The following is a 26523-nucleotide window of genomic DNA, read 5'->3' as shown; positions in this document are numbered from 1 at the left end:
TCACTCCTGCACTCCTCGGTCGATCCCGATCGCCGCTCTGGACAGACCGTCGGTGACCAGGTTGGCGCCGATGGTCAGCACGGCGATCGCAGCCACGGGCAGCGCCACCGCCCACGGCTGGATGGTGATCGCCAGCCGGTTCTCGTTGATCATCATGCCCCAGTCGGGTGTGGGCGGTTCCATCCCCATTCCCAGGAATCCCAGCACCGCCACGAGACCGATGGAGTAGGTCAGGCGCAGCCCCAGCTCCACCAGGAGTGGGCTGGTGATGTTGGGCAGGATCTCGCGCAGCATGATGCGCCACCGCGCGACCCCGATCGACTCCGCTGCCTTGATGAAGTCCTGTTCGACCACCCGCAGGGTGGCTTCGCGGATCACGCGCGCCACCCGTGGTGCGTGGGTGATGGCGACCACGATCACGATCAGCCAGACCCGCGGCCCGATGATCGAGACGACCAACAGGGCGGCGATCAGCTGGGGAAAGGCCAGAACGACGTCGTTGGTCCGCATGATGGTGTTGTCGAGCCAACCGCGGCGGTAGCCGGCGACGATCCCCAGCAGCGCGCCGACGGCAACGCCCCCCAGCGCCGCCGACAGGGACAGCAGCAGCAGGGTGAGCCCGCCGTTGAGGAACCGGCTCCACACGTCTCGGCCGACATCATCGGTGCCGAACAGCAGCCCGTCCACCTGGGACTGGTTGGGCGGGCCCACGAATTCGGTGGGTGTGTGCGGACTCAGCAGCGGACCGAAGACAGCGATTGCGACCACGGTCGCAACCAGTCCGAGACCGACCTTGGTGCGGCCGTGGCCCCAGGCGGTGCGGAACAGGCCGATGGGCCGGGAGGTCTCGACGGGGTCTGCACTCTGCGCCGCCGGTGATGGGTCGGCATTGGTGCGAACACTGCGAACATTGCGAACACTCATGCGGAGCGAACCCTCACCTTCGGGTTGGCGGCCAGGCCCACGATGTCGGCAAGCAGGTTGACCAGGATGTAGACCGCGGCGATCAGCAGCACCACAGCCTGCACCATCGGCACATCACGCCCCTGGACCGCGTCCATGAGTGCCAGCCCCACCCCGGGGAACCGGAACAGGAACTCCACGGCCACCACGCCGCCGGCCAGCCATGCCAGCTGTAGGGCGATGACCTGCGCGACGGGTCCGATGGCGTTGGGCGCGGCGTGCCGCAGCAGCACCACACGTTCCGGGAGGCCCTTGAGCCGGGCCTGTTGCACATACTCGCTTTCCAGCACCTCGATCATCGAGGCCCGCATCATCCGAACGATCGGTGGACTCACCGCGATTGCCAGGGTGAGCACGGGAAGCACCAGCTCCCCCGGGCTGGCCCACACCTGCCCGGAGTCCCCGCCGAACACGGGTGGGAACAGGCTCAGCCATCCCGTGGACAACAGCAGGATCAGACAGATCCCCACCACGAACTCCGGCAGGGAGGCCATCACCAGCGTGGCCAGGGAGGTGGCGTGGTCGACGACCCGGTCGCGCCGCACCGCGCTGTAGGCGCCGAGGAACAGCGCCACCGGGGTGGCGACCACTGCGGCGATGCCCATCAGCCACAGGGAGTTCGCGATCCTGGGGGCGAGGTACTCGGCCACCGGCGCCTGGTTGGCGAAGGAGACCCCGAAGTCCAGGGTGAGCACCCCCACCAGCCATTTGCCGTACTGGACCGCTAGCGGGTCGTACAAATTGAGTTGCTCACGCAGCGCGTCGAGCCGCTCCGGGGTGGCCTCCCGGCCGAGCACCGACCGGGCTGCATCACCCGGAAGCGCCTGCGTGGCCAGGAACACCACCACCGACACGGCCCACAGGGTCAGCAGTCCCAGCAGGAGCCGGCCGGCCACGAGACGCAGCAGCGCACTGCGTTCGGACCGGCCGGCCCGAACGCCAGCCTCAGGAGCCATCGATCTGCACGCGGTGGAAACCGTAGGAGGTCAGCGGGTGTCCCGTCGCCGACTCCTCGAATCCCTGCACGTCGCTGTGGTGGGCGTCCACGAGGTTGACGAAGCCCCACACGATGAGGCCACCCTCTTCGTGCTCGATCTCCTGGGCGGCACGCAACAGCTCGGCGCGCTCCTCGTCGTCGACGGTGCCCTTGGCCTCCTCGACCAGCTCCGTCCACTCCTCGTGGTCCCAGTGCGTCTCGTTGAACGGTGCGTCGGGCATGGTGCCCTGGGCCGCCTGGGACATGTAGTTGCGGGTCCCCCAGAAGTCCTGGGCGAAGTCCCACTCCAGGTAGTTGTCGCCGTAGAACTCCTCGGAGGTAACCTCGCGCAGCTCGACGGTCACCCCGGCCTCGGCGGCCTGCTCCGCAAACACCTGTGCGGACTCCACCGCGCCGGTGTTGATGGGACCGGTCACCAGCTCCACGGTGAGGTCGTCCTCGTAGCCGGCCTCGGCCAGCAGTTCCCGGGCCTCGTCGATGTCCTGTTCCCGCTGTGGGATGTCCTCGGCGTAGGCCGGGTCGTAGGGCGAGTAGAGGTCGTTGGCGACGGTGCCGTAGCCGGACAGCGCCTGCTCGACCATCTCCTCACGGTCCACGATCAAGCGAAAGGCCTGCCGCACCCGCACGTCGTCGAAGGGCTCACGGTCCACCCGCATGGTGAACGGCAGCCACATCCCAGTCTCGGACTCCAGGATCTCCAGGTCGGTGTCGGAGGCGATCGTGTCGATCTGCGCGTGCGGCACCTGACTGATCACATCGACCTGCCCACCGATGAGAGCGTTGACGCGGGAGGTGTCGTCCGGGAAGTTGACGATCTCCAGCTCCTCGATCTGGGGCTGGTCCTCGCGCCAGTAGTGCTCGTTACGTACGAACACACTGCGCTCGCCCGGCTCGAAGCTCTCGTAGGCAAACGGACCCGAGCTCACTGGCTCGTCCGGGTCGTAGCCCTCGGGCACGATGGCGTTGTAGTACTCCGCCAGGATCTCCGGCAGGTGTACGAATCCGTCGTCGAAGCCGAGCGTGACCGTGCGCTCGTCAACGACCTCGATCTCCTCGGGGTTCAACCCGTCCAGCGCGGTCGCCCCGGTCTTGGGATCATCCGGGTCGATGATGCGTTCCATCGAGAAGGCGACGTCGTCGGCGGTGATGGGTTCACCGTCGGAGAAGTGCAGGTCCTCGCGCAGCGTGACGGTCCACTCGGTGGCGTCCTCGTTGGGCTCCACCGATTCCGCGAGAGCCATCTGGACAGTGAAGTCGTCGCTGAACTCCGTCAGGGTGTCGTACAGCGCGAAGGTCCGCGCGATGTCGGTGTTGTCGACCGCGATGTGGCCATCGATGGTGTCCGACGCGGATCCCCCGGCTACGCCGACGCTCAGGGTGGCGTCCCCGGTCTCGTCGGCATCGGTGCCGCAGCCGGTGGCGAGCAGGGTCACGGCAAGACCCGCGGCCGCGGTCGCCGCGAGGCGGGGGCGGGCCCACCCGGGGGGAGACGGCGCGACGGAATCGGTATGGCCTCTTGGCACGGTTCACCTCAACAGGCTCGGGTACAGGGCATGTGTCCGACGCCAACCCCCAAGTCAATGCGAGAATCGCAATATCGTGCCTGGGGGGCACTGGTGGTCTCGGCACGATCATCGAGTCTGAAGGCAGGTTTCCCTGCATTTCAACTCATCTTTAGATGTGTAACGGAACCGCCACACGTCGGTAATCAAAGCGTGTTGCCAGCGCAGCGATTCAACTGGATGATCAGTTATGGCGTTGCGGTTGGTTGGTCCGTTGGTTACCTCCCGCCCCGCAGGCCTGGAGGGCACCATCCACGCCGCATCACCATCGGCCGTGACCGGCACCGACCAGAGGACGCTCCACCCGGCTACGGGTACTGCTTGGGTTGTGCCGATGGCGACTTTCGGATCCGCCGAGCAGCCCGATGCGTGCGCACGGCGTATCGACCTCGCCCCGAGTCAGCGCCGCTCGCCGGCGCTGCTGGGGACAAGCCTGACCGGACCGCTTGTCCCGCGGGGACTCGCACGCCCCGCCCCGCACGGGCGGATGGGTTGGAACCTGGACACCGTGCTGGCCGGGACACCGAGCTGTGCGGCGTGCGCGACTACAGTCGTTCGCCACCATCGCTGGTGCCGCTGTCGACACCGGATGACCCATCGCGCCGCTCCCGCCACCGGGCGTAGAGGGCCACGCCGCTGGGGATCAGTGTCGCGGCAAGCAGCACCAGCAGGACCGGCAGGAACCAGGGGGCGTATCCGACCGCCCCGGGAAACCACACTCCGGCACTGGCCAGGGCGAACACCAGCCCAACGATCCAGGCGGTGGCCATCAGGGCGATGGCCCCGCGGGCTGCATCGGCGCGGGTGGCAGGCCGGTTCAGCTTGCCGTCCCGCAGCGGCGGCGGAGCATCCGGGTGGTCGCGGGGGAGGGTGTGTAGCACCAGTCGTGTCGCTGCTGCGAACAGCGCCAGCAGCGCCGCGTAGATGAGCACCGGGCCGAACGCGGACAGCGGGGTGGTCGCGGTCAGGGTCACCGCCCCGCTGGCGGAAAAGTGCCGGGGGATCTCCTCGGGCAGGTGCGGATACACGGCGATGCCGGTGCCGAGCTGGGCCAGCAGGACACCCACTCCGGCCAACAGGTGTCCGCGCGGGTAGGCCGGAGGCTGGTAGGACGTCGGCGTAGTCGAGGTGGGCATGCCAGGCGCTGTCTCCGTTCCCTTCCCCGGGCTGCCCGGGGTCCCGTACAGGCTACCGCCCCCATGTGGGGCTGGTCCTGGGATGGGGCCGGGTCGCGGGCCTGCCCACCCGCACCGGAGTGGCCTGTGGGGTTCGGGCACGTTGGTAACAAACGACACGCCTGTGCAGTGCGTACGCACTGCACATTGACGAGAGTTAGGGCTGGGGAAGTGCAGCGAGCTGGTTGCTGATCCGCGCGATCTCGGCTTCGGTTTCCGTGAGCCGGGTACGGACGTGCTCCACGACCGTTTCCGGGGCCTTGCTGGTGAACGAGGAGTTGGCTAGCTGCGCTTCGGCAGATGCCTTACGCTTCTCGGTCTCGGCCAGATCCTTTTCCAACCGCTTGCGTTCGGCGGCGAAGTCGATCGCGTCCGAAAGGTCCAGTTCGACACGCACTCCCGCAACCTTGACAGCGGCCGTTCTGGAAAAGGGGTTCGATCAGGGCCCATTGTTCGTCGGTGAGATCGCCTCGCACCATGACTCAGGATCTATCAAGCCTCCCAGCCTAGGCGCAGACGATCAACCAAACTCCTGACTTGAACTCCACACGACCTAGTAGTGAGGGACATGCCGCGATGCTCACACAATCCAGCACTTCATACCCACAGAACCAAGAAAACCTCAGTAGAACCTCCGTGTCGCGCTATGCGTCGGCGGCCCGGTAGCGCAGAGTCTGCCGACTCCAGTCGTAGTTGCCGCGGCTCATTGCGGCCAGGCACGTGGCATAGTGCGTCAGTCGCGCCCGCTCCTCAGCAGACAATCGGAGCCGATCCCCGATGTTCGGCAGTCGGGCCTGATGTTGGTTTATCGCCTGAATCGTTCGCTCGGCGAGAGGCATCAGTTCCGCGACTGCTTGTGGGACAGTGATACTTCGGTCCTGACACAGCAAGGAGATTAGATTCCCGTCAACGTCGCCTAGGTCCGTCTCCCGGTCAAGGGAAAAGACATCGTTGACCATGACGCAGAGCTCACCGTGCAGGTACTGTAGCTCACCCAAGGCAGGAAATTCCCATGCCCGTTCCGGGACGGGGCACTCCTCCAGCCGTTCCACGAGGGCACACCACAGGTACGTGCCCAAGCTCCGAACTCGTTTGTGGAAATAGGATGAGAGGTCAGGGGCCGCATGTCTTACACGGTCCTCGGCCTCCTGGACGAAACCAGCGAAGGTCAACTCCCAACTCCGGTGGAACCTCCCGCACCAAGCGTCCGACATGCCGTGCGTGCTGCGTTCCCACAGGTCGCGGAGTGCTCCGGCCAACGCACGAAAGGGGCCGTCAAGGTGAGTGTGCTGCCCGTTGAGGACGCCCAGCAAGTCATGGCAGATGTTGACGACTTCCTTGGGCTGTTCACCGACCGGACCGTCAAATTGATCGTCGAACAGGGTGAACCAGCCCAGAGCATTGGCCCCTAGTTCCAGGTCTGGGCCAACCGCCTCTGGAAAGGCATGGGCCGCGAGGGCTCCTATTCCCCATTTCCGGTACCGGTGCAGGGCCTGGTTGGTGTCGACCAGCCCCCAGGAGGTGACCCATTGCAGGTCCCGCTCGTGCGCTGCCTCAAGGTCCCAGCTGCGCCGCGGGGAGGAAGGAAACGGGAAGTCAATGTTTTGCATAGCCAGGTCTCCCGCTTTGCGCCTTCATCGAATCGAGGACACCGAAACAAGCAAAGCAGCCCTGCGCCGCTCCGTACTCCAGATCTGACTGGAATCACGCGTCTGTACCAGGTAGGTCCATCCATCGCCTCTTTTGCCTCGACCCGCTCCCTATAAAGCGGGCCCCACCAGTTCGACCTTAACCACCCAACAACCTTCCATGCCACCGTCGATCCTCACACCTGCGCATTGAGCTTCCCCTGGTTGTCCGGAGACTTCCAAGTCTGGTCTGCTCGCAGGCATACCGAGGAAGGAAGTTGTTGTGCCAGCGCCGAGAAAATACCCCGGTGAGCTGTGCGAACGCGCGGTGTGCCTGTATCGCGAGTCAGATCCTCAGTGACAGTCGGGAAATTCTGATCAGGTGAGTCGTTTGCGCATGTGGCTGGTGGTGGCCCACAGAAGCATGGCCTCGTGATGGGCGGGCAGGCGTTCGTAGTCGGGGACGCAGCGGCGATGCGGGCGAGGGGCGGTCTGGCCGCGTCGCGGTCTTGGGCGTTGGCCGGGGTGATGACCACTGCGAGCACCAACCCGAGCACGTCGACAGCGAGGTGGCGCATGCGGCCGTTGACCTTCGTGCCGTTGTCCCAGCCTCACGAGGACGTGGGGACGGTGTCGGCGCCGCACACCGATTGGGAGTCGATGATCGCCGCGCTCGGGTGGGGGTCGCGGCCCGGCCGGACGCGGTGGCGCAGCACGGAGTGCAGGCGGTGGACCGTGCCCTGGGCGGCCCGACGGTGGAAGTACCAGTAGACGGGCTTCTGCGCACCAGGAACCGGATCGCGTTGGCGATCGCGCGGGCCGAGTGCCGGCAGGGGCGTCCTCGGCGCGTGGTCCGGGGCAGCAGCGGAGCGAGCACCTTCCACTCGGCGTGGGAGAGATCGCTGGGAAACGGTCGCGCGCCCGTGTGCCGATGCGGTCGAATGGCATCGAAGTTCCTGGTCAAGCCGTATGGATTCGACACCCATGGCTCTACCAGGAGCTTCCTTGTATCCGCAGGCGAATCCGCAGATCACGCAGCCAGTCACCTCCCCTCAACGAATTTCCCGACTGTCACTGAGGTCGAGCGCTGGGGCGCTGCGTCTACCTGGTCTGCGGAGGCTGCCACCGTGGCGCGGGACCCTGAGCTCATCAGCGTCGGGGCGGCAAGCTCGGGTAATCCGTGGCCGCGGGGATCAGCGCGGTACGGTGGTAATGAGGAGTCCGAGTCGCCACAGTGAGTGATCGTCAGTGAGAGTGTGTCGGTCAAGGAGTACGAGGAGTCCCGGAATGCGGACTGCCGACGACCTGTTCCTGCCGTCACGGCATGGGCTGGGGTTTGTCAACTCCTGGCCGAGACAGCCTGCGGTCCGGCTGGCCACCCCGGTGGGACGTGTCGGCATCGGCAATGCGGGTAACGGGCTGTGTGGCGGCATGGTGTTTGTGGCCGCCGACTATTTCCACGTCCGCTGGCCCGCGCCCTGCACCCGTCCCGGGCGCGACGATGCGCTCTACGGCTACATTGTGCGCCGGATCGTCGACTCGTGGTGTTCGGCTCCGGGGGTGCTCGGCTACTACCGCTGGATGCTGCTCAACGACGCCCAGGCCGCGGTACGGACCATTCGGGGGCAGTGGCCGTCGATTGCGAATCTCCTGATACGCGGTGTGCCGGTGCCGCTGGGTCTGGTGACCGTGGCGGGGGCGGCTCCGGCCCAGCTGCGGCACAACCACCAGGTGCTCGCCTACGCCTACACGGAGCAGAACACCTCCACGGTGGTTCGGGTCTACGACCCCAACCGTGGCCCCCGCGATGACGTCGCCATCACAATCCGCACTGACCCGCCGGCGATCCTCGGGCACAATCTGGGAATCACGCGTGGGGTGCGTGGCTTCTTCCAGGTCGACTACACGCCCCGGAGCCCACCGGGCTAAGCACATCCCGCCGTATAGGTCCACGTGGCGGCCCGTCGCCGTCCGTCGGGTCTGGGTGGCTTCGAGGCGCCTATCACGCCTGGGGGCGGCCCCCCACACTATGGAGGTCAGGAGAAGTCGATGGGGGCGAGGAAAGGCCGATGGGGGCCACACCCGGTGGGTGGGGCCAGCGCGTCCGTCCCGCGCACGATGTCGCCGCGCTGGCCCCATGTGGTCGCCCCGCGGCTCACGTGTGTGCGGCGCGGCGCTCCAGGTCTGCCCGTCCCGTCGCGGTGAGGCTGCCGAAGCAGCGCAGCCGGGCGATGCCTCCGTCGGGAAACACCTCGGCGCGTACGTGGGTGGCCGTGGCCGCCGTGTCCAGCGGGAAGCGGTGCACCGCGTCCGGCTGGAGCGTCACCCGTTCCAGCACCGGGCTCCAGCTGGCCGGATCCTCCGGGTTGTTCGTGGTGGCGTCGCAGGTGGAGAGGGTGAGCCAGCCCGCGGCGTTGCCCAGGTAGTAGCTGGTGTCCACCTCCACCGCCCGGATCGCGCCGTGTGCGGCCAGGCGTAGCCGCACCCAGTCGTTGCCCAGGTCGCGCCGGCGCCGGTTCTCCCAGCCGTCCTCCATCTTGCGGGAGCGGCCCGGCAGGATGATGTTGTTCGGCGGGGAGAAGAACGCGTCCGAGGCGTCTTCGGCGCGCCCGCCGTGCTCGACAGCCGCGAGGTCGAAGCTGTCCAGCGCGGCCAGCCAGGTCGGATCCGGCGTGGCGTCACCGTGCACCCGCAGTCGGGCGATGCCCCCATCGGGGTACTGGTTGAGCCGCAGGTGGGTCCAGGGTCGCTCCTCGGTGACCGGGAAGCCGTTGGCGGCGTGCCCCCGCACCGCCGCCGGGGGGACGATCTCGGTCCAGGTGACCTCGGGGGAGAGGAGGTCCTGCACGGAGGGCGTGCCCGGGACGTGGGCGGCCTCGACGCTCACCCGCGGGGGGTAGTTGCCGCGGAAGTGGGCGGTGTCCACGATGACTCCGCGCACGATCCCGGGCAGGGCCAGCCGGATCAGTGCCCAGTCGTGGTCGTCCGCACTGACGTGCGGTCGGGTTCCGTCCGCGCCGCGGCGGCGGCGGGTTTCCCAGCCGTCCATGATTTTGCCCTTGTTGCCGAAGGCGTGCGGATCGAACTGGGGAGGTTCCGGGCGTAGCAGGTTCTCTCGGTCGGCGAAGAACTCGTCGTTGGCCGCGAGGACCGCACCCCCCAGCCGCCGGTCGGCCAGATCCACCAGGGCGGTGAACGGGTGGTGCTCGCTGCGGTAGTCGGCGAAGGGGTCGCCGCCCGCGTAGGGCTGGGCGTCGCCGGTGCTGCTCGCGGCCAACTGCGGTTCGGTCACGATACTCCTTCGGATGGACGATGGGGCCACCTCAACCGTGCCAAACCCAACCCGTTACGTCTATCTCATAATCTCGAACGGAATGTTCAGCAATACTTATGAGTCGCCGGTGGACGTGTCGCGCGTGTGCTCCACCGGCGTGCCCACCATCCCCGCCACGTCTGCCATCTCTGCCACCTCCGCTGTGGGTGCGGTGCCCGACGTGCCGGCACTCCAACTGTGTGCGGCGGCGTTCTCCAGGGCACGCAACACCCGCACGAGCTGGGGCCGAGCCCAGGCTCCGGCACGCACCACCGCAACCACATGCCGGTGTGGCCGGTCGGCCTCCAGCCGCCGCACCGTCACCCCGGGGCCGTGCCCGGCGGCCAGCTGCGGCACCAGTGCCACCCCGAGCCCAGCGCCCACCAGCGCGAAAATGGCCGGCCAGTCCGTGGCGGCATGTGCCTGGTCCGGAGTGAACCCGGCCTGGGCGCAGGCCGCCTCGGTGATCTCGCGCCAGGGGCCACTGTCCCCCACGATCCAGGGCTCCTCGGCAAGGTCGGCCAGGCGCAGCCCGGGAAGCCGGGCCAGTCGATGGTCACTGGGCAGGGCCACATGCAGCGGATCGGCCAGCAGCACCAGGCGTTCGAATTCGCCGTCGCGGGCCCGCGGGGCATGCGCAGCCAGGGACAAGCCAAGGTCCACTTCCCCACGGCCCAGCAGCCCGTAGACGGCGCCCGCCTCACTTTCGCGCACCCGCACCCGCAACTCCGGCTGGTACCGGCGCAGCTCCTGCACCGCGGGCACCACCAGCCGCGGCACGGCGGTGGCGAACGCGGCCACATTCACCGTGCCGGCCCGGCCCGCCCCGTAGCTGAGCAGCTCGGCCTCGGCCTGCTCCAGCTGCGCGAAAACCGCGTCCGCGTGCCGCAGGACGACGTGCGCGGCATCGGTGAGCCGCACCGAGCGCCCGTGCGACTCCACCAGAGTGACGCCAGTGGCCCGCGCCAGCGCGGACAGCTGCTGCGACACCGCCGAGGGGGTCATGCGCAGTACCTCCGCCGCGGCCCGCACACTCGCCTGGTCCCGCACGGCCCGCAACACCCGCAGTCGCCGAAGATCCCAGTCATTCATGTAGTCATACTAAAGAGAAACGGGAACATGGCGGAGCTGCGGTTGTCAGGTTAGGCAGGTATGTCGCATTGGCCGGGCTGTCGGGCTGTGTCCGTACTGTCCGTACACATCTGGGCCATGACCCGACAGCTCCCAGCTGCGCTCCTCAGGCGAACATGGCGAGCTGACGGGACTGGGCGACCAGCCGGCCGGTCGCGTCCCAGATCTCGAAGTCCTCCTCGTGGAACCCCTTGGTGACATGCCGGGTCTCCACCCGACAGGCCAGCCAAGCCGACGTCGGTCGATCCCGCAGGTGGGTGGTCAGCTCCAGGGTCGGCGCCGCGGTTTCGCCCAGCTCCAGCACGATCGGTGCCGCCGCGTCCACCAGGAAGGCGAGCGACAGCAGGTCCGGCTCCCGATCTCCCCGCAACCGCATCCAGAACTCGCCGCGCGGCACACCGCTGGGGGAGCCGTGCATGAACCCCACCGGCTCCGCGGTTCGGTACTCCACCTGCTCAACGATGGACATTTCCCCCAGGGTCGCCTCCGCGAGCGGATCAACACACTCCTCGGGCGGGGGCAGCTGAGGTGCGGCGGTGATCGCGTGCTCGGGACCGGAGGCCGAGCGCAAATCACCGAAGTGCGCCACGGTGCGCACCAGCTCCTTTCCCTGCTGGTACAGTCGCGCCTCGCCCGTGCTCAACCGTCGACCCTCCCGGGCCACCTCGGTGTAGAGCTCAGCGGGACCGGGGACCCCGGGACGCTGGAAGAACGTGGCCACCGAGAGGGGGTCCGGGTGGGTGATCTGCTCGCCCAGGGTGCGTAGCGTCAGCGCCACGAGATATCCCCCGTTGGCGTTGCCGGTCATCGCCGACCAACGGTCGGACACGCTGGTCTGGTAGTGCCCGTCGGCGACCTTGTCCGCGGCCGTGTCCTCGTCGAATGGGTGGGGGCTGATGCCGGTCACTGCTGCTCCTCGATGCTGGAATCGGTCCGGATTCAGTGCACCCCAGTTCCTGCACGCAAGCAATTACGTCTCAGGTAAGCGTGCGCTGGGGGCTGTCTTCCGTCGGGGCTCCAAGATCGAATCGCGGCGTCTGTGGGCTGAGCAGGCTGGCCTGGGGCACACACGACCATGCCGTGCGCAGGTGCTGGGTCAACTCGGCGAGGAGCTGCGACACCTCCGCCTCCGCGTCGACGTGCAGGGCCTCGGCGACCACCAGCACCGTCGAACTGTCGTCCCGCAGCATCGAGTCCCCGCTTTGTCGGTGGGTCCAGCGCCGCGCGTGGGCACGGGCCGCGTCGTCCGCAAAAATCACCTCCCCGGCCGCCGGACGGGTCACCGCCCCAGCCAGATCCCGGTAGACCTCGGTACCGTCGGCGTGCCCCACCACCAGGTTGCCGTGCACCGCATCCAGGTCCACCGCAGCCACCGGGATTCCGAACGCCACCGACAGAGCGTTACACACGTCGACCAGCGGGTGGATTCGGGGCAGTCCCTCCGGGGCCCGCCGCAGCCGTCGTAGTAGCGCCTCGGCCGCACACCGGTAGCGGGTGGGCTTCTCTCCCATTCGGGTAAAGGCCCCGCGCCAGGCACGGATCTGTGGCCAGCTGCTCTCCGGCTCGACGGACAGCCGCCGTCGAGCCCGCGCCTCACCGTCGCACACCAGATCCGCCACCGCGGCCATGTCCACCCCCGCCCCCTGCTTGCCCGTTGCGTCGATGCCTGTACTCCGCACCACCCCGGCCACCAGCTCGGGAAACTGCTGCCACAGCTGGGCGGAGTGCCGAAACTCGGCCATGTCCGCCTCCTCTCCACACGATCCACGCGACATGTCGCCGGCACGGGCGGGACCCGTCACGGCTGGGCCACCGCGAGCCGCAGCGCCAGCGCGACAAACGTCACCGCACAAACCCGACGTATCCAGGTCATGGCCAGCGGGCGGGTAACGACATGGCGGCGCAGCACCGCGGCGAACCGTCCGTAGCCCAGGAACACGACCAGTGTCACCGCAATAAACACCCCACCCAGCCCCGCCATGCGCACTGCGGCGTCGGGAGCCCCCGCCGGAACGAACTGCGGAAGGAACGCCAGGAAGAACAGGGTGAGCTTCGGGTTGAGGAGGTTAACCGCCACCGCGGTCACCACCACCCGCCCCGCCGCGGCCGGGGTGGCGTGCTCGCTGCCCGCCACCGCACCCCGTGCTCGCAGCGTGCTCCAGGCCACATAGAGCAGGTAGGCCACCCCCAGGTAGGTGACGGTTCGGTAGACCACAGGACTGGTGTGCACCACCGCCGCCAGTCCACTCACCGCCAGCGCCAGGTGCGGAACCACCCCCAGGCTGCATCCGAGCGCGGCCAGCGCACTCATCGCACCCCCACGACTCAGCCCCACCGCGATCGTGTACAGCACCCCGCTGCCCGGAATGGCCACCACAACCAGCGTCGTGACCAGAAACTCGCCGTACACACCTGCCCCCGTCGTCGGCCGTGTCCCACCGGCCCCACACACGCGCCGGCCCCACCCACACTGGCGCTACTTTGGACCTATGGACAGGTCCAATCAGGGACGTAATGAGGGGACCAATCCGGCTGGGGTGGACTTCCTCACTCTCGACATCGCCACCGTCGCCCCCGGAACCCGAACCGACTGGCTGACGCAACAGCTACGCAACGCCATCAGTGACGGTCGGCTGCCCCTGGGCACCCGCCTGCCCGCCACCCGCGTCCTCGCCACCGAACTCGGCGTGTCCCGGGGGCTGGTCACTGAGGCCTACCAACGCCTGGCCGAGGACGGCTGTCTCTCCGGACGCGGCCGCAACGGCACCGTCGTTGTGGCCACCCCACCCACAGCACCACACTCCGCGCCCCCGGAACCCGAACCGGAGCGGCCCCCGCAGCACCTCTTCAGCAGGCCCACAACCAGCGCCGTGTTCGAGTTCCTGCGTGCCGCACCGGCCCACACCGACCTCACCCCAGGCAACTGCGACCTGGCTGCCTTTCCCCGCACCGCCTGGCTGCGCGCAGAACGGGCCGTGCTCAGCGACCTCAACCCCCACGACCTCGGCTACGCCGACCCGCGCGGCCATCCCCGGCTGCGCCGGGCCGTCACCCACTGGCTCGCCCGCACCCGCGGAATCCGCACCACCCCCGAGGAGATCCTCATCGTCTCCGGGGTGGCCCAGTCCCTGAGCCTGATCGCCCAGATTCTCACCCGGCGCGGCCACACCCACATCGCCGTCGAAGACCCTGGCTCCCTCGGTGCCCGCCAGCATCTCCACCACTGGCAGCTACACACGCCGCCGGTCGCCGTCGACGCCCACGGAATCCAGCCCGAACAACTGCGCGCCCACGGAGCCACCAGCGTCCTGCTGACCCCCGCCCACCAGTTCCCCACCGGGGTCGTACTGTCCGGTCCACGCCGTCGCCAGCTGCTGGCCTGGGCCGCCGACGGTGGCCTCATCGTGGAAGACGACTATGACGCCGAGCACCGCTACGATCGCCCACCCGTGCCCGCCCTGCACGCGGCGCTGCCCCACCGGGTCTGCTACACCGGCAGCGTGTCCAAGCTACTGGCCCCCGCCCTGAGGCTGGGCTGGCTCATCGCCCCACCCTGCTACCAAGCGGAGCTGGTGGAAGCCAAACGCTGTAGCGACCTGGGCAGCGCCACCCTCCCGCAGCTCACCCTGGCCCGGTTTTTGGAGTCGGGCGAGATGGAACGCCAGCTGCGGCTCCTGCGACGTCGCCACCGCCGCCGCCGCGACGCCATGCTCAGCGCGGTACGCCAGCACCTGCCCGACGCGCACATCCACGGAGCCGCCGCGGGGCTGCACCTGACCCTCACCCTCACCGAGGACCACATCGCCGAGCACGGCTCGGACGTCGACCTCGCCACGGCGGCACTCCAGCACGGTGTGAAGGTCCAGCCCCTGTCCTGGCACCGGCAACGACCGGGACCACCCGGCCTGGTGCTGGGCTACGCCGCCGCCGGAACCAGCGCCATCACCGAGGGCCTCGCCGTCGTGGGCGGCCTGCTGTCCCACCCCGGCCGTCCGCGATAACCCCGCCCGCCTCACTCCAGCGGCAGATGGAACTCTTGCAAGAAACGCGCCGTCGCCGCGTCGGCGGGAAAGAACGACTCGATCATGATCTCCGCCGCCGTGACATCCAGCGGGGTCCCGATCACCGCCAGCGTCGTGAAGAACGACAACTCCCGATCCTCGTGGCGCAGCCGCAGCGGAACCACCACATCACCCGGCCCCGGAAGCTCCACCTCCGGCTCCTCCTGAGTGCACGGCAGCTCCCGCAGTTCCGTATACAGAGCCCCCAGCTGTTCGTCACCCGTCACATGCACCTGGCGCCGCAGCCGCCCCAGCAGGTGCGCTCGCCACTCACCCAGGTTCGCCACCCGGGGCGCAAACCCCCGCGGATGCAGACTGCACCGCAGCGTGTTCACCGGCGGTTCCAGCAGGTCAGCGGCCACCCCCTCGGTCAGCAGCCATCGCGCGGCACGGTTGGTCTCCACCGCGTTGAAGTGCCGATCCACCGCCACCGCCGGATAGGGACTGTGCCCGGTCAACACTTGCCGCACCGCGTCCCGCACCGGCGCCAGCTCCGGCGCGTCCAGACTGCGTTCCGGATACACCGGCGCGAACCCGCCCCCCAGCAGTAGGTGGTTGCGTTCCCGCAACGGGATCTCCAGCTCCTCGGCCAGCCGCAGCAGCATCTGCCGGCTGGGTCGGGTCCGCCCGGTCTCCACGAAACTCACGTGCCGGCTGGACACCCCGGTGCGCAACGCGAGATCCAACTGGCTCAGTCGGCGCCGGGTGCGCCACTCGCGCACCAGGGCACCCACCTGCGATTGCTGGGCACTGGTCACCCGCGCCAGCTTAGCCGCCCAGGACACACCAACCAACGGCCACCGTCCCCGCCGAGGGGGAACCTAAACGGGCCAGCGGTATGGTCCTCGACAGGCCGCTTCGGTACCGTCGAACCGTCCCGCCGGACCGATCCAGAACACCCGGGACGCCGCCGCGGCCGCGACCCAGAAAGGCAGCGAACCACAATGACGATCGAGGCGGTCCTCTTCGACTGGGGTGGCACCCTCACTCCCTGGCGCACGATTGACGTACCGGCGATCTGGGCCGAGGTCGCCCGCACGCTGGTCACCGAAGGCGACGGCGCCGCCGGAAACGGGGCACGGCCCGACGCAGCGTCGCTGGCCGAACGACTCGCCGCCGCCGATGCCGAACTGTGGCAGCGCGCGAAAACCGACTATCGCGCCTTCACTCTCGACGAGGTCTTCGCCCAGGCCGGAACCGAACCCACGCCGGCCGCCCTGGCCACCCTGCACGAGCAGTGGGTTCCCGCCACCCACACCGACCCGCAGGCCCCGGACATGCTGGCGGCGCTCCGCGCCCGCGGAATCCGGGTCGGCATCCTCTCGAACACGCCCTGGCCCCGCGCCTGGCACGATCACTGGCTTCAGCGCGACGGTGTGCTCGATCTGCTGCACGGTGCCGTCTACACCAGCGACCTGTCCTGGAACAAGCCGCACCCGGACACGTTCCACGCCGCGATGCGGGCCGTGGAGGTCAGCGATCCCCGCCGGTGTATCTACGTGGGCGATCGGCTGTTCGAGGACGTGTGGGGCGCGCAGCGCCTGGGCATGCGGGCCGTCCACATTCCGCACAGCGACATCCCCGCCGATCAGCGCGGCCACTCCCAGGGGCAGCCCGATGCCACGATCCAGGAACTGGACGAGCTCCCCGCCCTGGTCGAGGAGTGGCACGCCTGACCGTGCGGGCGCGCAGCCCCTGGAGGTCACGAGCGAAGGCGCAGGTGCGGACCGCAATGGGGCCAGCCACGCCTCACCCCGTTCCGACACCCCAGGCCGCTGTGAATCACAGCACCCCGCCGGGCTGATAGCCGCGACGCGGGCCGATGGGGGATGCCCCAGGCCGCGGGAGCTGGGAAAGCTCCCGCGGGAGCACGACACCGAAGCCGGGGGCGAAACATCCCCGTGCTCAGCAGGCCAGAACCACCCCGGCCCTTCCCGCACCGTCACCCCACCCCGCACCCCCACCTAAGCTGGAAAGAAGTGTCGGACATAATGGTCGATTCGGGGAGGGGACGATGCTACGGACACGCCGATGGCTGGGATCCCTGCTGCTCGTGCCCCTGCTCGGCGGATGCGTCTCCGCCCCCACCGACCCTCCCAGCCAACCACAGCCCGCACCCGTCCCACCCGGCGCGGCCCAACCACCCCCCGACGACACCACCGCCACCGAGCAGCCCTCCGCCGCGATGCCCACCGACTGCACCACCGACGGCGACACCCCCAAACGCCAACTACGCGGAGCCTGGCTGACCACGGTCCGCAACCTGGACTGGCCCTCCGAACCCGGCCTGAGTATCGACGAACAGCACGAGGAACTCGCCGACCAGCTCGACCTGGCCGAGCGCTACAACCTCAACGCCGTCTACTTCCAGGTGCGGCCCACGGCCGACGCGCTCTACGCCTCCGAGCTGGAACCCTGGGCGCGGTACCTCACCGGGGAGCAGGGCGGCGATCCCGGCTATGACCCCCTCGAACTCGCCATCCGGGAGGCCCACGAACGCGGGATCGAGCTGCACGCCTGGTTCAACCCCTACCGAGTCGGCCACGCCGAGGGGGATCTGGATCAACTGACCGACGACCACCCCGCCGAGCGCAACCCGGAATGGCTCATCGAGCACGAGGACCAGGGCTACCTCGACCCGGGAAACCCTCAGGCGCGCGAATGGGTCAGCGACGTGGTCCTCGACGTCGTCGAACGCTACGACGTCGACGGGATCCACTTCGACGACTACTTCTACCCCTACCCGGGCGACGGCGAAGAATTCGACGACGACGCCAGCTGGCAGGAGCACGGCCAGGACTACGACAACCGCGCCGCCTGGCGCCGCGCCAACATCGATACCCTCATGGCCGATATTCACGAGCGCATCCAGGACACCAAACCCTGGGTGCAGTTCGGGGTATCGCCGTTCGGGGTGTGGCGCAACGCCGACAGCGACCCCAGCGGCTCCGACACCCAGGCCCTGGAGTCCTACGACGCCCAGCACGCCGACACCCGAACCTGGATCGAGCAGGGCTGGATCGACAACGTCATTCCACAGCTGTACTGGGAACGGGGACGCTCCGGCGCCGACTACGAAGAACTGGCGCCCTGGTGGAGCGCGGAGGTCGCCGACACCGACGTCGACCTCTACATCGGCCAGGCCGCCTACCGAGTCGGCGAGGACGGCTGGGACCGCGACGACGCTCTCAGCCGGCAACTGGACTTCAACACCGAACACGACGCCGTCGCCGGCGACGTCTACTACTCCCTGGATTCCTTCGCCGCCGAGGCTGCCGAGGCCGCCGACGAGCTAGCCGAAACCCACTACGCCCACCCCGCGCTGCCCCCCATCGCCACCGGCGCCGGCGAGCCACCGACGCCGGTGACCCGCCTGGATGCCGCCCCCATCGACAACGCCGACCCCGACGCCGGTGTCGAGCTGTCCTGGACCGTACCCGCCGAGACCCGCACGTTCGTCATCTACCGCGTGGATGCCGACACCGCCGCAGGCATCGACGACGGTGCGGAGGAACACCTGTGCGCCCTGGCGGATGCCGCCCACATTGTGGATATTGTCGGCGTCCCCGACGACACCGACGGCGAGACCCACACGGTGCACGACACCGACACGGCCGCCGACACCGATGACCACTACCTGGTGACCACTCTGGACCGCTACCGCGTGGAGAGCGCACCCAGCCCCAGTGCCACACCCACGACCTGACTCCGGGCCTCGGCCCCGTGTCGCGGGGGATCGGGGCGGTAGCGTCGTCTGAGGGTGGACCCCACACGCGGTCCACAGCGGTGACCGGTGCGCATCGACGCGGCCGGAGAGATTCCCCGGCTCGACGCGGGTAACCCCATCCCGTTTGGGGCACACCTCTGGCACGCCCCAAAACCGTGCCAGCGACAGCGGCTCCGCCGCCCGTCCCCGACGCCGCCAGGAGGGTGCTATGGCGCTCCGAGAGAACGAGCGGAGGATCCTCTCCGAGATCGCCCACCGCCTCAGCGAGGAAGACCCCACATTGGCGCAGCAGCTGGCCTCGTTCACCGCCGATGACCCCCAGGGCCAGCTGCCCCACGAGTACACCCCGCGTGCGCAGACACGCCGCTGGGTCTGGGCGGGTGTCGCCGCGGGCCTCGCCCTCATCGTGGCACTGCTGGTGGTGCTGATGCTGATCTCCGCACCGGCAGGCTAGGCCGCGGCTTGGGCGATGTCTGCGGGGTGGGCCACTGCGTCGAGCACCGCGCTGGGCGCGCGTGAGGTGACACAACGCCAGGAACACGCCGGTGCCGTGCTGCGCGCTGGTGGTTGCGCGTGGGCAGGTCGATCACCCCGGACAGATCCCCGCGTGGACTGAGCCCGGTCGGACCGTCACCGCGTCCCGAATCAGGCCCGGGGCCGGACTGCGCTGGCCCTCGGGAGACCAGCCGGAACCGCATCCACCCCCGCGCCCAGCACACCCGGCGGGGCTGTCGCTGCCCTCGCGCTACAGCGCGGCCAGGAAGTCGGCGCCCAGGGGAGCCGCCACACCTCCACCGCTGCCACCACCCTCAACCAGGACCGCGAAAGCAATATCGTGGCCCTCATCGAACCCGACGAACCAGGCGTGGGACTCGAGCTCGTCATCCTCGTCCTCACGCTCGCCGTACTCCGCGGACCCGGTCTTACCGAAGACCCCGTCCCCGAAACCGGCATCCTCGGCCGTGCCCTCGGTGATCACCGCGCGCATCATCGAACGCAGCTCCTCGGCGGACGCGATCGGGCGCGGCTCGGGCACATCGGTGGGCTCCGGAGCGGTGACAAGCCGCGGCGCATGCCACTGCCCGGCCGACACCGCCGCAGGGATCGTCGCCATGTGCAAGGGGGACGTCAACAACTGGCCCTGCCCCATGCTCTCTGCGATCAGCCGGGGCGCCCCGTCCGGATCCGGAAACTGCGGTTCGGTCGCCGCCACCCCAATATCCAGCTCGGTGTTGAACCCGAACTGCTGCGCCGCCGCCAGCTGGTCCTCGGCGTCCAGCCGCTGCTCCACCTCCTGCAACAGCGCGGTGTTACAGGACGTCGCAAACGCCTCGGTCACACTCTGTTCCCCATAGGCGGCATCACCGGCGTTGGAGAACTCCCAGCCGCCCACCGTCGCGGTCTCGGGACAGTCCAGGGTGGCGTCCATCCCCATCCCCGCGTCCAGCAGCGCGGCATAGCTCACCACCTTGAACGTGGAGCCCGGCGCGTACTGGCCCGCCACGGCACGGTCATAGCCGGCCGGCGCATTCGCCGAGGCCAGAATCTCCCCGGTGTCGGGACGCACCGCAACCAACGCGCTGGGCTCCTCGGCCGTGGCGATCGTCTGCTCGGCGGCCTGCTGCACCGCCACATCGATCGTGGTGGTGACATCCGTCCCCGGCTGGCCGGCGAACGCCTCCACCTCCGGAAACTCTTCGGGATCCTCGGCCAGGTCCGCGGCGGTGGGATCCTCGGCATCCACGTCAACCACCCGAATCGAGGTGGCCGGGCTGCCGGCAAGCTCCTCCTGGAAGGTGCGTTGCAGCCCGCTGAGCCCCACCGGATCACCCTCGGCATAGATGGGCCCCAGCTCCTCGGCCTCCTCGGCGTCGGCAGCGCCCACGGACCCGCTCAGCAACTGAAGGGAACCGGACGCCTGCTCCGAGTCGATCCTGGTGCCGTCGGCGGCCAGAACGTGACCACGCTCCTCCCAGTCGTTGACTCGAGCCAGCGTCATCCCCTCGGACAGGTCCGGGTGGATGGTCGCGGGCGTGAAGTCGACCTGCCAGGTATCCGCACTCAACTCCAGGTGCAGTTCACTGTCGTAGCTCCACGCACCGGCCCGGTCGAGCTCCAAGGTGACCCCAACCGGCGCGCTGGCGCGGGTGTCGGTCTCCGGATCGTAGGCAACATCACCCAGATCCACCTGGACCGCATCCACCCCCAGCCGCTCGGCCACCTCGGTGTGCGCCGCAACCAGTTCCGCGGACTCGCCCGCGGCCAGATCACCCATGGCCTCGTAGTCCTGATCGGCCCACGCCTCGGTGTAGGCCACGGCCGTGTCCACCGGCTGCGGCCCACGCAGCAACAGCCACGAGGCAACACCACCGGTCAGCGCCAGTACCAGCACCAGTGCCGCGCCAACCAGCACCAACGTGCGCCACCGGCGTCGCGGGGACGGCCCGCTCACCCCCGACGGGGGAGGGGGCGGTGGTGGCACGGCAGACCCCGAGCCAGCCTGGTCCGAAAAGACGGGGTGGTCAGACACCCTGACTCCTTACGCGGCGGCGGCGCCGCCACCGAGAGATCCGTGCTGCGCCCCCGGGATCCCGGGGACATGCAGCGGGGGACACAGAAGACGGTGGTGGCCGGTGTGGCGGTCGCCTCTCGGCGCGTGGCACAACGCGGCTCCGAAGGCCGTACGCCCGACCCGCGGGGCCGAACGGACGCGGTATTCCGCGAAGGCGTGAGGTGAGGCCCGGGGGACACTTGCTACCACACCGGCCACCAGCGACTGTAACGCATCCAGCCCGGCTTGTGTTCCCGAACTGGGCACACGATACGTGGCAACTCCCACATCGCCGCCCGGCCCGCGGTCCCATCCTCACCCGGACGTCGCCGCCCCCGCCTCCACCTCGGCCTTGACCGACGCCGCGTAGCGCGGCACCTGCTCCTGATTCGACAACCGCTGGATCGCCGTCATGATCGTGTCCGTGGCCTCCCGCCGGGCGCGGGCCCGACCTGCCTGGCCTGCCCAGGCACTCAGGTCCACCGCCGGGCCAAACCGCACCCCCACCCGGTTCAACCGGGGAACGAAGCGCCCATCGGGCAGGATGTGCTGCGTAGCGGCCAGAGCCACGGGAACCACCGGTGCCTGCGCCGTGAGCGCCAGCCACGCCAACCCCGTGTGCCCCCGGTGCAGCCGCCCGTCCGGGGAACGGCTCCCCTCCGGGAACACCACGAGCACCCGGCGGTCGTTGAGCACGTTCAGACTGGAGTCCATCGCCGCCCGCGCCCCGGCACCGGGCCGACGGTCCACCGGAAGCTGCCCCAAGGCCCGCAGCACCGTGGTGACGGTGCGCCGCGGCAGCGTGGAGCCGGCAAACAGCTCCTGCTTGGCCACAAAGATGCACTCCCGCGGTGCCGCCACCCCGATGAACAGCGGGTCGAGCAGTGAGAGATGGTTCGAGGCGAGAATCACCGGTCCCTGCCGGGGCACGTGGTGCACCCCCTCGACGCGGGGTTGCCACAACAGCTGTGTGGTCGGCTTCACCACAACCTTCGCCGCACTGTACAGCGACACCTGCACTCCCTCACTCCACCTGACTGCACCACACGCCCACCGGTTTCGGCGGGCCGCCACGATGGTACTGGCCCCACCGCCCCCCGCCGTATCCTCCTTCGCTATCGTGACGCAGGCATCCAGGCGCGAACACAGAGACGGGGGAATGTGCCGTGGCCACCCAACTGTTGGACCTCAGCCACCAGATCTCGGCCGGAATGACCACCTATCCGGGCCTGCCCGGTCCGGTGATCGACGACCACGTCAGTTTCGAGGACTCCCACGCCACCTACGCCCCCGGCACCGAGTTCCAGATCGCCCGCATCACCATGGTCGCCAACACCGGCACCTATCTCGACACCCCCGCCCACCGGTACCGCAACGGCGCCGACGTGGCCGACGTTGCCCTGGATCGCATCGCCGCCCTTCCCGGCACCGTGATCGACCTCCCGGCCGACGCGGGTCGGGCATTCACCCCCGAACACATCGACACCAGCGCCGTGGCCGGACGCGCCGTGCTGCTGCGCACCGGCTGGGACCGCAACTGGCGTACCGAGCGCTACGGATCCGCGGACCACCCCTACCTGACCGCGCAGGGCGCTCAGGCCCTCGCCGACGCCGGCGCCCAACTCGTCGGAATCGATGCGGTCAACATCGACGACACCGCGGCCCCCGAAGGGGAACGCCCCGCCCACTCCATCCTGCTCGCGGCCGGTATCCCGGTCGTGGAACACCTGTGCCTGCTCGACCAGCTGCCAAGGCAGGGCTTTGAGTTCTTCGCCGTCCCCGCCAAGGTACGCGGTATGGGCACCTTCCCCGTGCGGGCATTCGCCACCCTCGCCACCACCTGAGCCCCGGCCCGGAGCCACCAGCTCTCACAGGTCCGCGTCGGGCTCTTCCCGGGCCCGCCGCTGCTCCTGCTGCTCGCGGCGCTGGCGTTCCAGCGCAGCGGTGTGCTCGTCCTCCGCCACAGCGGTACGCATCGACTGTGCCAGCGCCCGCAACTCCATCTGGAGTCGCGGATAGTCGGTTAACCGCGGCAACGCCCCCAGGCGCGGGCTGCGTCGTTCCCGCAGCGCCGAGGCCAGCTCCGCAAACGCGAGATCCACGCGCTGACGGGTGATGTAGGACGCCGGGGGCGGGTCGGACTGCGCGAGCATGGCCAGGGCGAGGTATCCCACCCGTTGGGTGGCGATCACCACCGGCCATAGCGGCTGGGTGCCCCGTGCGCGCGGAACGTCGCCGATCGCGCTCTCATACACCCCGCGCAGACTCAACAGCGCGCCCCGTAGATCCCGACGTAGCTGGTACGCCCGGCGCGGGGAGATCGGCTCCTCAGGGTCGAGGACCGCGGCGACGGTCGTCCGTGCCTGCTGCACAACCTCGTCGATCACCTGCGGCAGGCGTGCCGCCGAGGCGCTGCGCCACAGCAACAGCGCCCCGGCCACCCCGACGACGGCCCCCAGAACGGTGTCCACGACCCGGTCCTGGGCCAGCTCGGCCACCGGGTACGGCTGGGCCGTGTAGGCCAGGATCAGCGCCATCGGGGTCAGCAGAATTGAGGCGTACAGGAAGTTGCGCGGCATCGTGGCCTGCGCCAGCCCGTGCGCCACGGCGGCAATGGCGATCACCGCCCACAGTGGGGGATGCTGAGCCAGGATGCCCACCGCGATGAACACCCCAACGATCGTTCCCAGGCTTCGCTGGGTGGAGCGGTTGGCGGTCAGGACCACATTGCCGCCCTGGAGCACGGTCGCGGCAGTCAGTGAGATCCAATAGAACCGTTCCAGGTCCAGCGCCAGGCCCACCACACCCGCGGCGGCCACCGTGATGGCCATACGCAGCGCAGTCGGCCGAATCAGATTGTCGGTACGCAGTCCGGACCGCAGCGCATCCCACACCGGCGGATACCGACGGTCGTGCAGGTGCAGTCCCGGCCCCTGCGCATCGTGCTCCTCCCGTCCGGCGACCTGCGCCGCCCGCGACAGTGCGCTATAGACCCGCGCCTGGGCCGTGCGGGGCCGCAAACCGTGGCGCAACGCATCCAGGTCCTCACCCGCCGGGGCCAGCTGTGGCCGCGCCACCGCGGTGGCGAGTTGCTCACAGAAGGCCGCGACCTCATCCGGCATCGGCTCGTGGCGGGCCAACGCCAGATCCGTGAGGCTGAGATGGATGTCAGACACCCACCGCAGCAGGGCGCGCAGCCGCGCCGCGGCCGGAGTGTCACGGTAGCCGCGGGTCTGTGCGAGGAGCATGACCCGCCAGGCTTCGGCCACCGCAACCGAAGCCTCATGCTGGGCATGATCGAACCGCGTGGTGCCCACGGCCCGCATAAGCTCCGCGATCTCCCGGAACGCGTGGCTGACCGCGTCGAACTCGGGCTGGCGGCTCCCCACTAGGGCCCCGGACATGGAGGTGACCCAGCCCACGCCCGCACCCAGCGCCGCCAAGCCCACATGTGTGGGCAGTGCAGCCACCCCGCCCGGCATGATCGTGGCGATCGCGCAGACCAGAATGAACATGAACGCGGCGGGCTTGTCCACCCGCAGCGACTGGCACACCCACGTCGCCAGCCCCGCCACCCCACCGATCGCCAGGGCCCCCAGCCAGGGCGAGAGGGAGGCGCTCAACGAACCGATCGCCACACAGACAACGAACCCCACGGCGACCCAACTGAGCGTGACCGCCCGCCGAGCGTAGGGGGTGCTGCGTTCGTACAGCACGGTGAACGAGCCCAGCGCGGCGACCACGCCCGCGGCCGGCTCAACGAGCGCGGCCGCAACCGCGAACGCCACCCCCATGGCCACGGCAGCCCGGATCCCCAGCCGCCAGTCCCAGTCCCCCGAGGCCAGACCAAACACGGCCTGGAGGTCGATGCGAGGGCGGGGCCGTTCGGGCATTCGAACCCGCCGCCGCCCCGCCGGGGGTGGCGACTGTGTCACAGCCGCGTCGCTGTGCTGCCTGGAGCCGTGCGACCGCGCTGTTCGGTCGGTGGACGGCCCCCGTCCCGCGTCATCCGCCTGACCAGCCTGTTCCCGCACACCGCCCATGGTATTGGCGCCCGGCCCCGGCGAAGAGCCCGGTTAGCCCGCACCCGGACCGCTACTCGGGCCGTGTGTGGTCCGAGCCCGTGGGGCTGTCCGACGTCAGTGCGGGGCGCGCACTGGAATCGTCACTGGTCTGCGCGGCAGCCGACTCTCCGTCCGCACAGGTCTCGGGGGCTGCGGCGGTGGGGGCGGCACCCCCCGCGTCCACCAGCGAACGGGCCCAGGCCAGACTGTGGTCGGCTTGGGTTTCGGCGCGTTCGGCGCGGGCGATGGCCTGATCGCGGGCCTCGGCCACAGCCGCGAGGCGCTCGTCGAATCCCGACCGGAGCTGCTCCAGCTCCCGGGCGTGGGCCTGCCGCTGCTGCTCGCCATCCGCGCGGAGGCGTTGTTCCTCCTCGTGCGCACGTTCCAGGGACCGGGTGAGCTCGGAAACCCGCTGCTCGTAGTCCTGGCAGCGCTCACGCAGCTCGCGAGCGCCCGCCTCGGCCTCCTGCTGGGCCTGCTCGGCCGCATCGGCGCGGGTCTGCGCCTGTTCGGCGGTGGCGCGCAACTGCTCCAGCTGCGTCGTGAGTCGCTGCTGGTCCTGGCGAGCCTGTTCCTGGGTCCGCGCCAGCTCCTCGACGTGGCGCTGCTGCGCTGCCTGGTGCTCCTCGCGGACCCGGGCCAGCTCCTGCTGTGTCTCCTGAAGTTCGGACCGCACCGAGGCCAGCTCCTCGACCATGCGCCCGTGCTCTACCCGTGCCTGCTCAGCCTGCTCCAGGGCAGTGTCACGCGCGGCCAGGGCCGTGTCGGCCATACGTTCCGCCGCCCCGGCGGCCTCCACCGCGGAGCTGGCCGCCTCCTCGGCAGTCACCCGGCGCTGTTCGGCGGTCCGCGCCTGCTCCTCGGCCCGAACCCGCGCGGCCTCGGCCTCGGCAATGCGCCGATCGGCCTCCACCCGCACCCCCTCCACCTGGGTCTCCACGGACGCGGGGTCGGTCATCGCGGCGAAGGCAGCGCGGCTCTCGGCCAGGGTGGCCGTGAGGTGTTCGGCCTGGACAGCGAACCGGGTCAGCAACTCGTCGGCGCGCAGCCGCGCAGAGGTGACCGGCGCGGAGTCGGGGGTCGTGCCAGACGAGCCCACCCCATGGGGGTCGTGTCCGGTCTGGTCTGGGGCCCAAGCGGCGGGGTCGGCCGCGCCGGATGTGGACTCGCCGGTGGGGGGCGCGGAGGCGGCCTGGCTCAAACGCTGGCGTTCGCGCCAGGCACGCCAGCGGGTGTGTTCGGGAAGATCACAGTACTCGGGCGGGCGCCCCGGGGTGTTCTTCTGCGGCACCGTACGGGTACAGCCGGGAAAGTTGCAGGTGGCGGACTCCGAACCAGACACGAGCCCGAG

22 protein-coding genes and 2 pseudogenes are annotated in these 26523 nt (G+C 69.4%); 6 read left to right on the top strand and 18 right to left on the bottom strand.

Translation table 11 applies throughout. The features are described from left to right. The 7 genes and pseudogenes from RIF23_RS02605 to RIF23_RS20760 all read right to left on the bottom strand — a co-directional run. Entirely contained in the window at nucleotides 1–924 is a 924-nt protein-coding gene (locus tag RIF23_RS02605; RefSeq protein ID WP_310910694.1) for an ABC transporter permease, read from the bottom strand. Beyond that, a complete protein-coding gene (locus RIF23_RS02600) occupies nucleotides 921–1871 on the bottom strand; it encodes an ABC transporter permease (protein ID WP_310911216.1) in 951 nt (316 codons plus the stop codon). Before RIF23_RS02600 ends, RIF23_RS02605 begins: the two co-directional genes overlap by 4 nt. Before the next feature lie 37 nt (nucleotides 1872–1908). Beyond that, nucleotides 1909–3483, bottom strand: coding sequence for an ABC transporter substrate-binding protein (locus RIF23_RS02595; RefSeq protein WP_310910693.1), 1575 nt, complete (start codon nucleotides 3481–3483; stop codon nucleotides 1909–1911). 584 nt (nucleotides 3484–4067) lie between these two features. Then, on the bottom strand, nucleotides 4068–4658 hold the full coding sequence (locus RIF23_RS02590; protein ID WP_310910692.1) for a DUF1648 domain-containing protein: 591 nt from the start codon (nucleotides 4656–4658) through the stop codon (nucleotides 4068–4070). Between the two features lie 196 nt (nucleotides 4659–4854). Then, the gene (locus RIF23_RS02585; protein WP_310910691.1) at nucleotides 4855–5094 is read right to left on the bottom strand and encodes a hypothetical protein; all 240 of its coding nucleotides are present in this window, start codon (nucleotides 5092–5094) and stop codon (nucleotides 4855–4857) included. Nucleotides 5095–5341: 247 nt separating this feature from the next. Further along, on the bottom strand, nucleotides 5342–6307 hold the full coding sequence (locus RIF23_RS02580) for a terpene synthase family protein (protein WP_310910690.1): 966 nt from the start codon (nucleotides 6305–6307) through the stop codon (nucleotides 5342–5344). 215 nt (nucleotides 6308–6522) lie between these two features. Next, nucleotides 6523–6924, bottom strand: a pseudogene (locus tag RIF23_RS20760) (transposase); the annotation flags it as partial. Nucleotides 6925–7612: 688 nt separating this feature from the next. Here RIF23_RS20760 and RIF23_RS02575 point away from each other — a divergent pair. Then, nucleotides 7613–8254: a hypothetical protein gene (locus tag RIF23_RS02575; RefSeq protein ID WP_310910689.1), complete on the top strand. Its 642-nt coding sequence runs from the start codon at nucleotides 7613–7615 to the stop codon at nucleotides 8252–8254. A 226-nt stretch (nucleotides 8255–8480) separates the two neighbouring features. On the opposite strand, the gene alc is transcribed toward RIF23_RS02575, so the two are convergent. The 6 genes and pseudogenes from alc to RIF23_RS02550 form a co-directional block, all read right to left on the bottom strand. Then, entirely contained in the window at nucleotides 8481–9617 is a 1137-nt protein-coding gene (gene alc, locus RIF23_RS02570) for an allantoicase (RefSeq protein ID WP_310910688.1), read from the bottom strand. A 96-nt stretch (nucleotides 9618–9713) separates the two neighbouring features. Further along, nucleotides 9714–10730: a LysR family transcriptional regulator gene (locus RIF23_RS02565; RefSeq protein WP_310910687.1), complete on the bottom strand. Its 1017-nt coding sequence runs from the start codon at nucleotides 10728–10730 to the stop codon at nucleotides 9714–9716. Between the two features lie 145 nt (nucleotides 10731–10875). After that, complete coding sequence (locus tag RIF23_RS20755; RefSeq protein WP_407659384.1) at nucleotides 10876–11358, bottom strand: thioesterase family protein; 483 nt, start codon at nucleotides 11356–11358, stop codon at nucleotides 10876–10878. Next, nucleotides 11356–11598, bottom strand: a pseudogene (locus RIF23_RS20750) (acyl-CoA thioesterase domain-containing protein); the annotation flags it as partial. The pseudogene RIF23_RS20750 and the gene RIF23_RS20755, both read right to left, overlap by 3 nt. 148 nt (nucleotides 11599–11746) lie before the next feature. After that, nucleotides 11747–12511 (bottom strand): B3/B4 domain-containing protein, encoded by a 765-nt coding sequence (locus RIF23_RS02555; protein WP_310910685.1) that lies wholly within the window; start codon nucleotides 12509–12511, stop codon nucleotides 11747–11749. A 56-nt stretch (nucleotides 12512–12567) separates the two neighbouring features. After that, nucleotides 12568–13179, bottom strand: a complete 612-nt coding sequence (locus RIF23_RS02550) for a LysE family translocator (RefSeq protein WP_310910684.1) — start codon at nucleotides 13177–13179, stop codon at nucleotides 12568–12570. Between the two features lie 79 nt (nucleotides 13180–13258). Here RIF23_RS02550 and pdxR point away from each other — a divergent pair, with 79 nt between their 5' ends. Then, nucleotides 13259–14770 (top strand): MocR-like pyridoxine biosynthesis transcription factor PdxR, encoded by a 1512-nt coding sequence (gene pdxR / locus RIF23_RS02545; RefSeq protein ID WP_310910683.1) that lies wholly within the window; start codon nucleotides 13259–13261, stop codon nucleotides 14768–14770. An 11-nt stretch (nucleotides 14771–14781) separates the two neighbouring features. Here the strand turns inward: pdxR and RIF23_RS02540 are convergent, their stop codons facing one another. Next, the gene (locus RIF23_RS02540; RefSeq protein ID WP_310910682.1) at nucleotides 14782–15588 is read right to left on the bottom strand and encodes a helix-turn-helix domain-containing protein; all 807 of its coding nucleotides are present in this window, start codon (nucleotides 15586–15588) and stop codon (nucleotides 14782–14784) included. A gap of 186 nt (nucleotides 15589–15774) precedes the next feature. On the opposite strand from RIF23_RS02540, the gene RIF23_RS02535 reads away from it, so the two are divergent. The 3 genes from RIF23_RS02535 to RIF23_RS02525 all read left to right on the top strand — a co-directional run bounded on the left by RIF23_RS02535 (nucleotide 15775) and on the right by RIF23_RS02525 (nucleotide 19011). After that, complete coding sequence (locus tag RIF23_RS02535; protein ID WP_310910681.1) at nucleotides 15775–16506, top strand: HAD family hydrolase; 732 nt, start codon at nucleotides 15775–15777, stop codon at nucleotides 16504–16506. 338 nt (nucleotides 16507–16844) lie between these two features. Next, nucleotides 16845–18536 carry a glycoside hydrolase family 10 protein gene (locus tag RIF23_RS02530; RefSeq protein WP_310910680.1) on the top strand — a complete coding sequence of 564 codons (1692 nt, stop codon included), beginning with the start codon at nucleotides 16845–16847 and terminating at the stop codon, nucleotides 18534–18536. Nucleotides 18537–18765: 229 nt separating this feature from the next. Further along, nucleotides 18766–19011 (top strand): DUF3040 domain-containing protein, encoded by a 246-nt coding sequence (locus RIF23_RS02525; protein ID WP_310910679.1) that lies wholly within the window; start codon nucleotides 18766–18768, stop codon nucleotides 19009–19011. A gap of 291 nt (nucleotides 19012–19302) precedes the next feature. On the opposite strand, the gene RIF23_RS02520 is transcribed toward RIF23_RS02525, so the two are convergent. Both RIF23_RS02520 and RIF23_RS02515 read right to left on the bottom strand, forming a co-directional pair. Beyond that, on the bottom strand, nucleotides 19303–20970 hold the full coding sequence (locus tag RIF23_RS02520) for a penicillin-binding transpeptidase domain-containing protein (protein ID WP_310910678.1): 1668 nt from the start codon (nucleotides 20968–20970) through the stop codon (nucleotides 19303–19305). 453 nt (nucleotides 20971–21423) lie between these two features. Continuing rightward, complete coding sequence (locus tag RIF23_RS02515; RefSeq protein ID WP_310910677.1) at nucleotides 21424–22122, bottom strand: lysophospholipid acyltransferase family protein; 699 nt, start codon at nucleotides 22120–22122, stop codon at nucleotides 21424–21426. A 152-nt stretch (nucleotides 22123–22274) separates the two neighbouring features. On the opposite strand from RIF23_RS02515, the gene RIF23_RS02510 reads away from it, so the two are divergent. Continuing rightward, entirely contained in the window at nucleotides 22275–22952 is a 678-nt protein-coding gene (locus tag RIF23_RS02510) for a cyclase family protein (RefSeq protein ID WP_310910676.1), read from the top strand. Between the two features lie 24 nt (nucleotides 22953–22976). On the opposite strand, the gene RIF23_RS02505 is transcribed toward RIF23_RS02510, so the two are convergent. Together RIF23_RS02505 and RIF23_RS02500 are read right to left on the bottom strand one after the other, a co-directional pair. Beyond that, nucleotides 22977–25001 carry an FUSC family protein gene (locus RIF23_RS02505; protein WP_310910675.1) on the bottom strand — a complete coding sequence of 675 codons (2025 nt, stop codon included), beginning with the start codon at nucleotides 24999–25001 and terminating at the stop codon, nucleotides 22977–22979. Between the two features lie 202 nt (nucleotides 25002–25203). After that, nucleotides 25204–26514: a coiled-coil domain-containing protein gene (locus RIF23_RS02500; RefSeq protein ID WP_310910674.1), complete on the bottom strand. Its 1311-nt coding sequence runs from the start codon at nucleotides 26512–26514 to the stop codon at nucleotides 25204–25206. Nucleotides 26515–26523 lie beyond the last annotated feature (9 nt).

Origin of the sequence: Lipingzhangella rawalii, from assembly GCF_031628175.1 — a bacterium.
GTDB classification, from domain to species: domain Bacteria; phylum Actinomycetota; class Actinomycetes; order Streptosporangiales; family Streptosporangiaceae; genus Lipingzhangella_A; species Lipingzhangella_A rawalii.
This window is presented reverse-complemented; position numbering and strand designations above follow the sequence as displayed.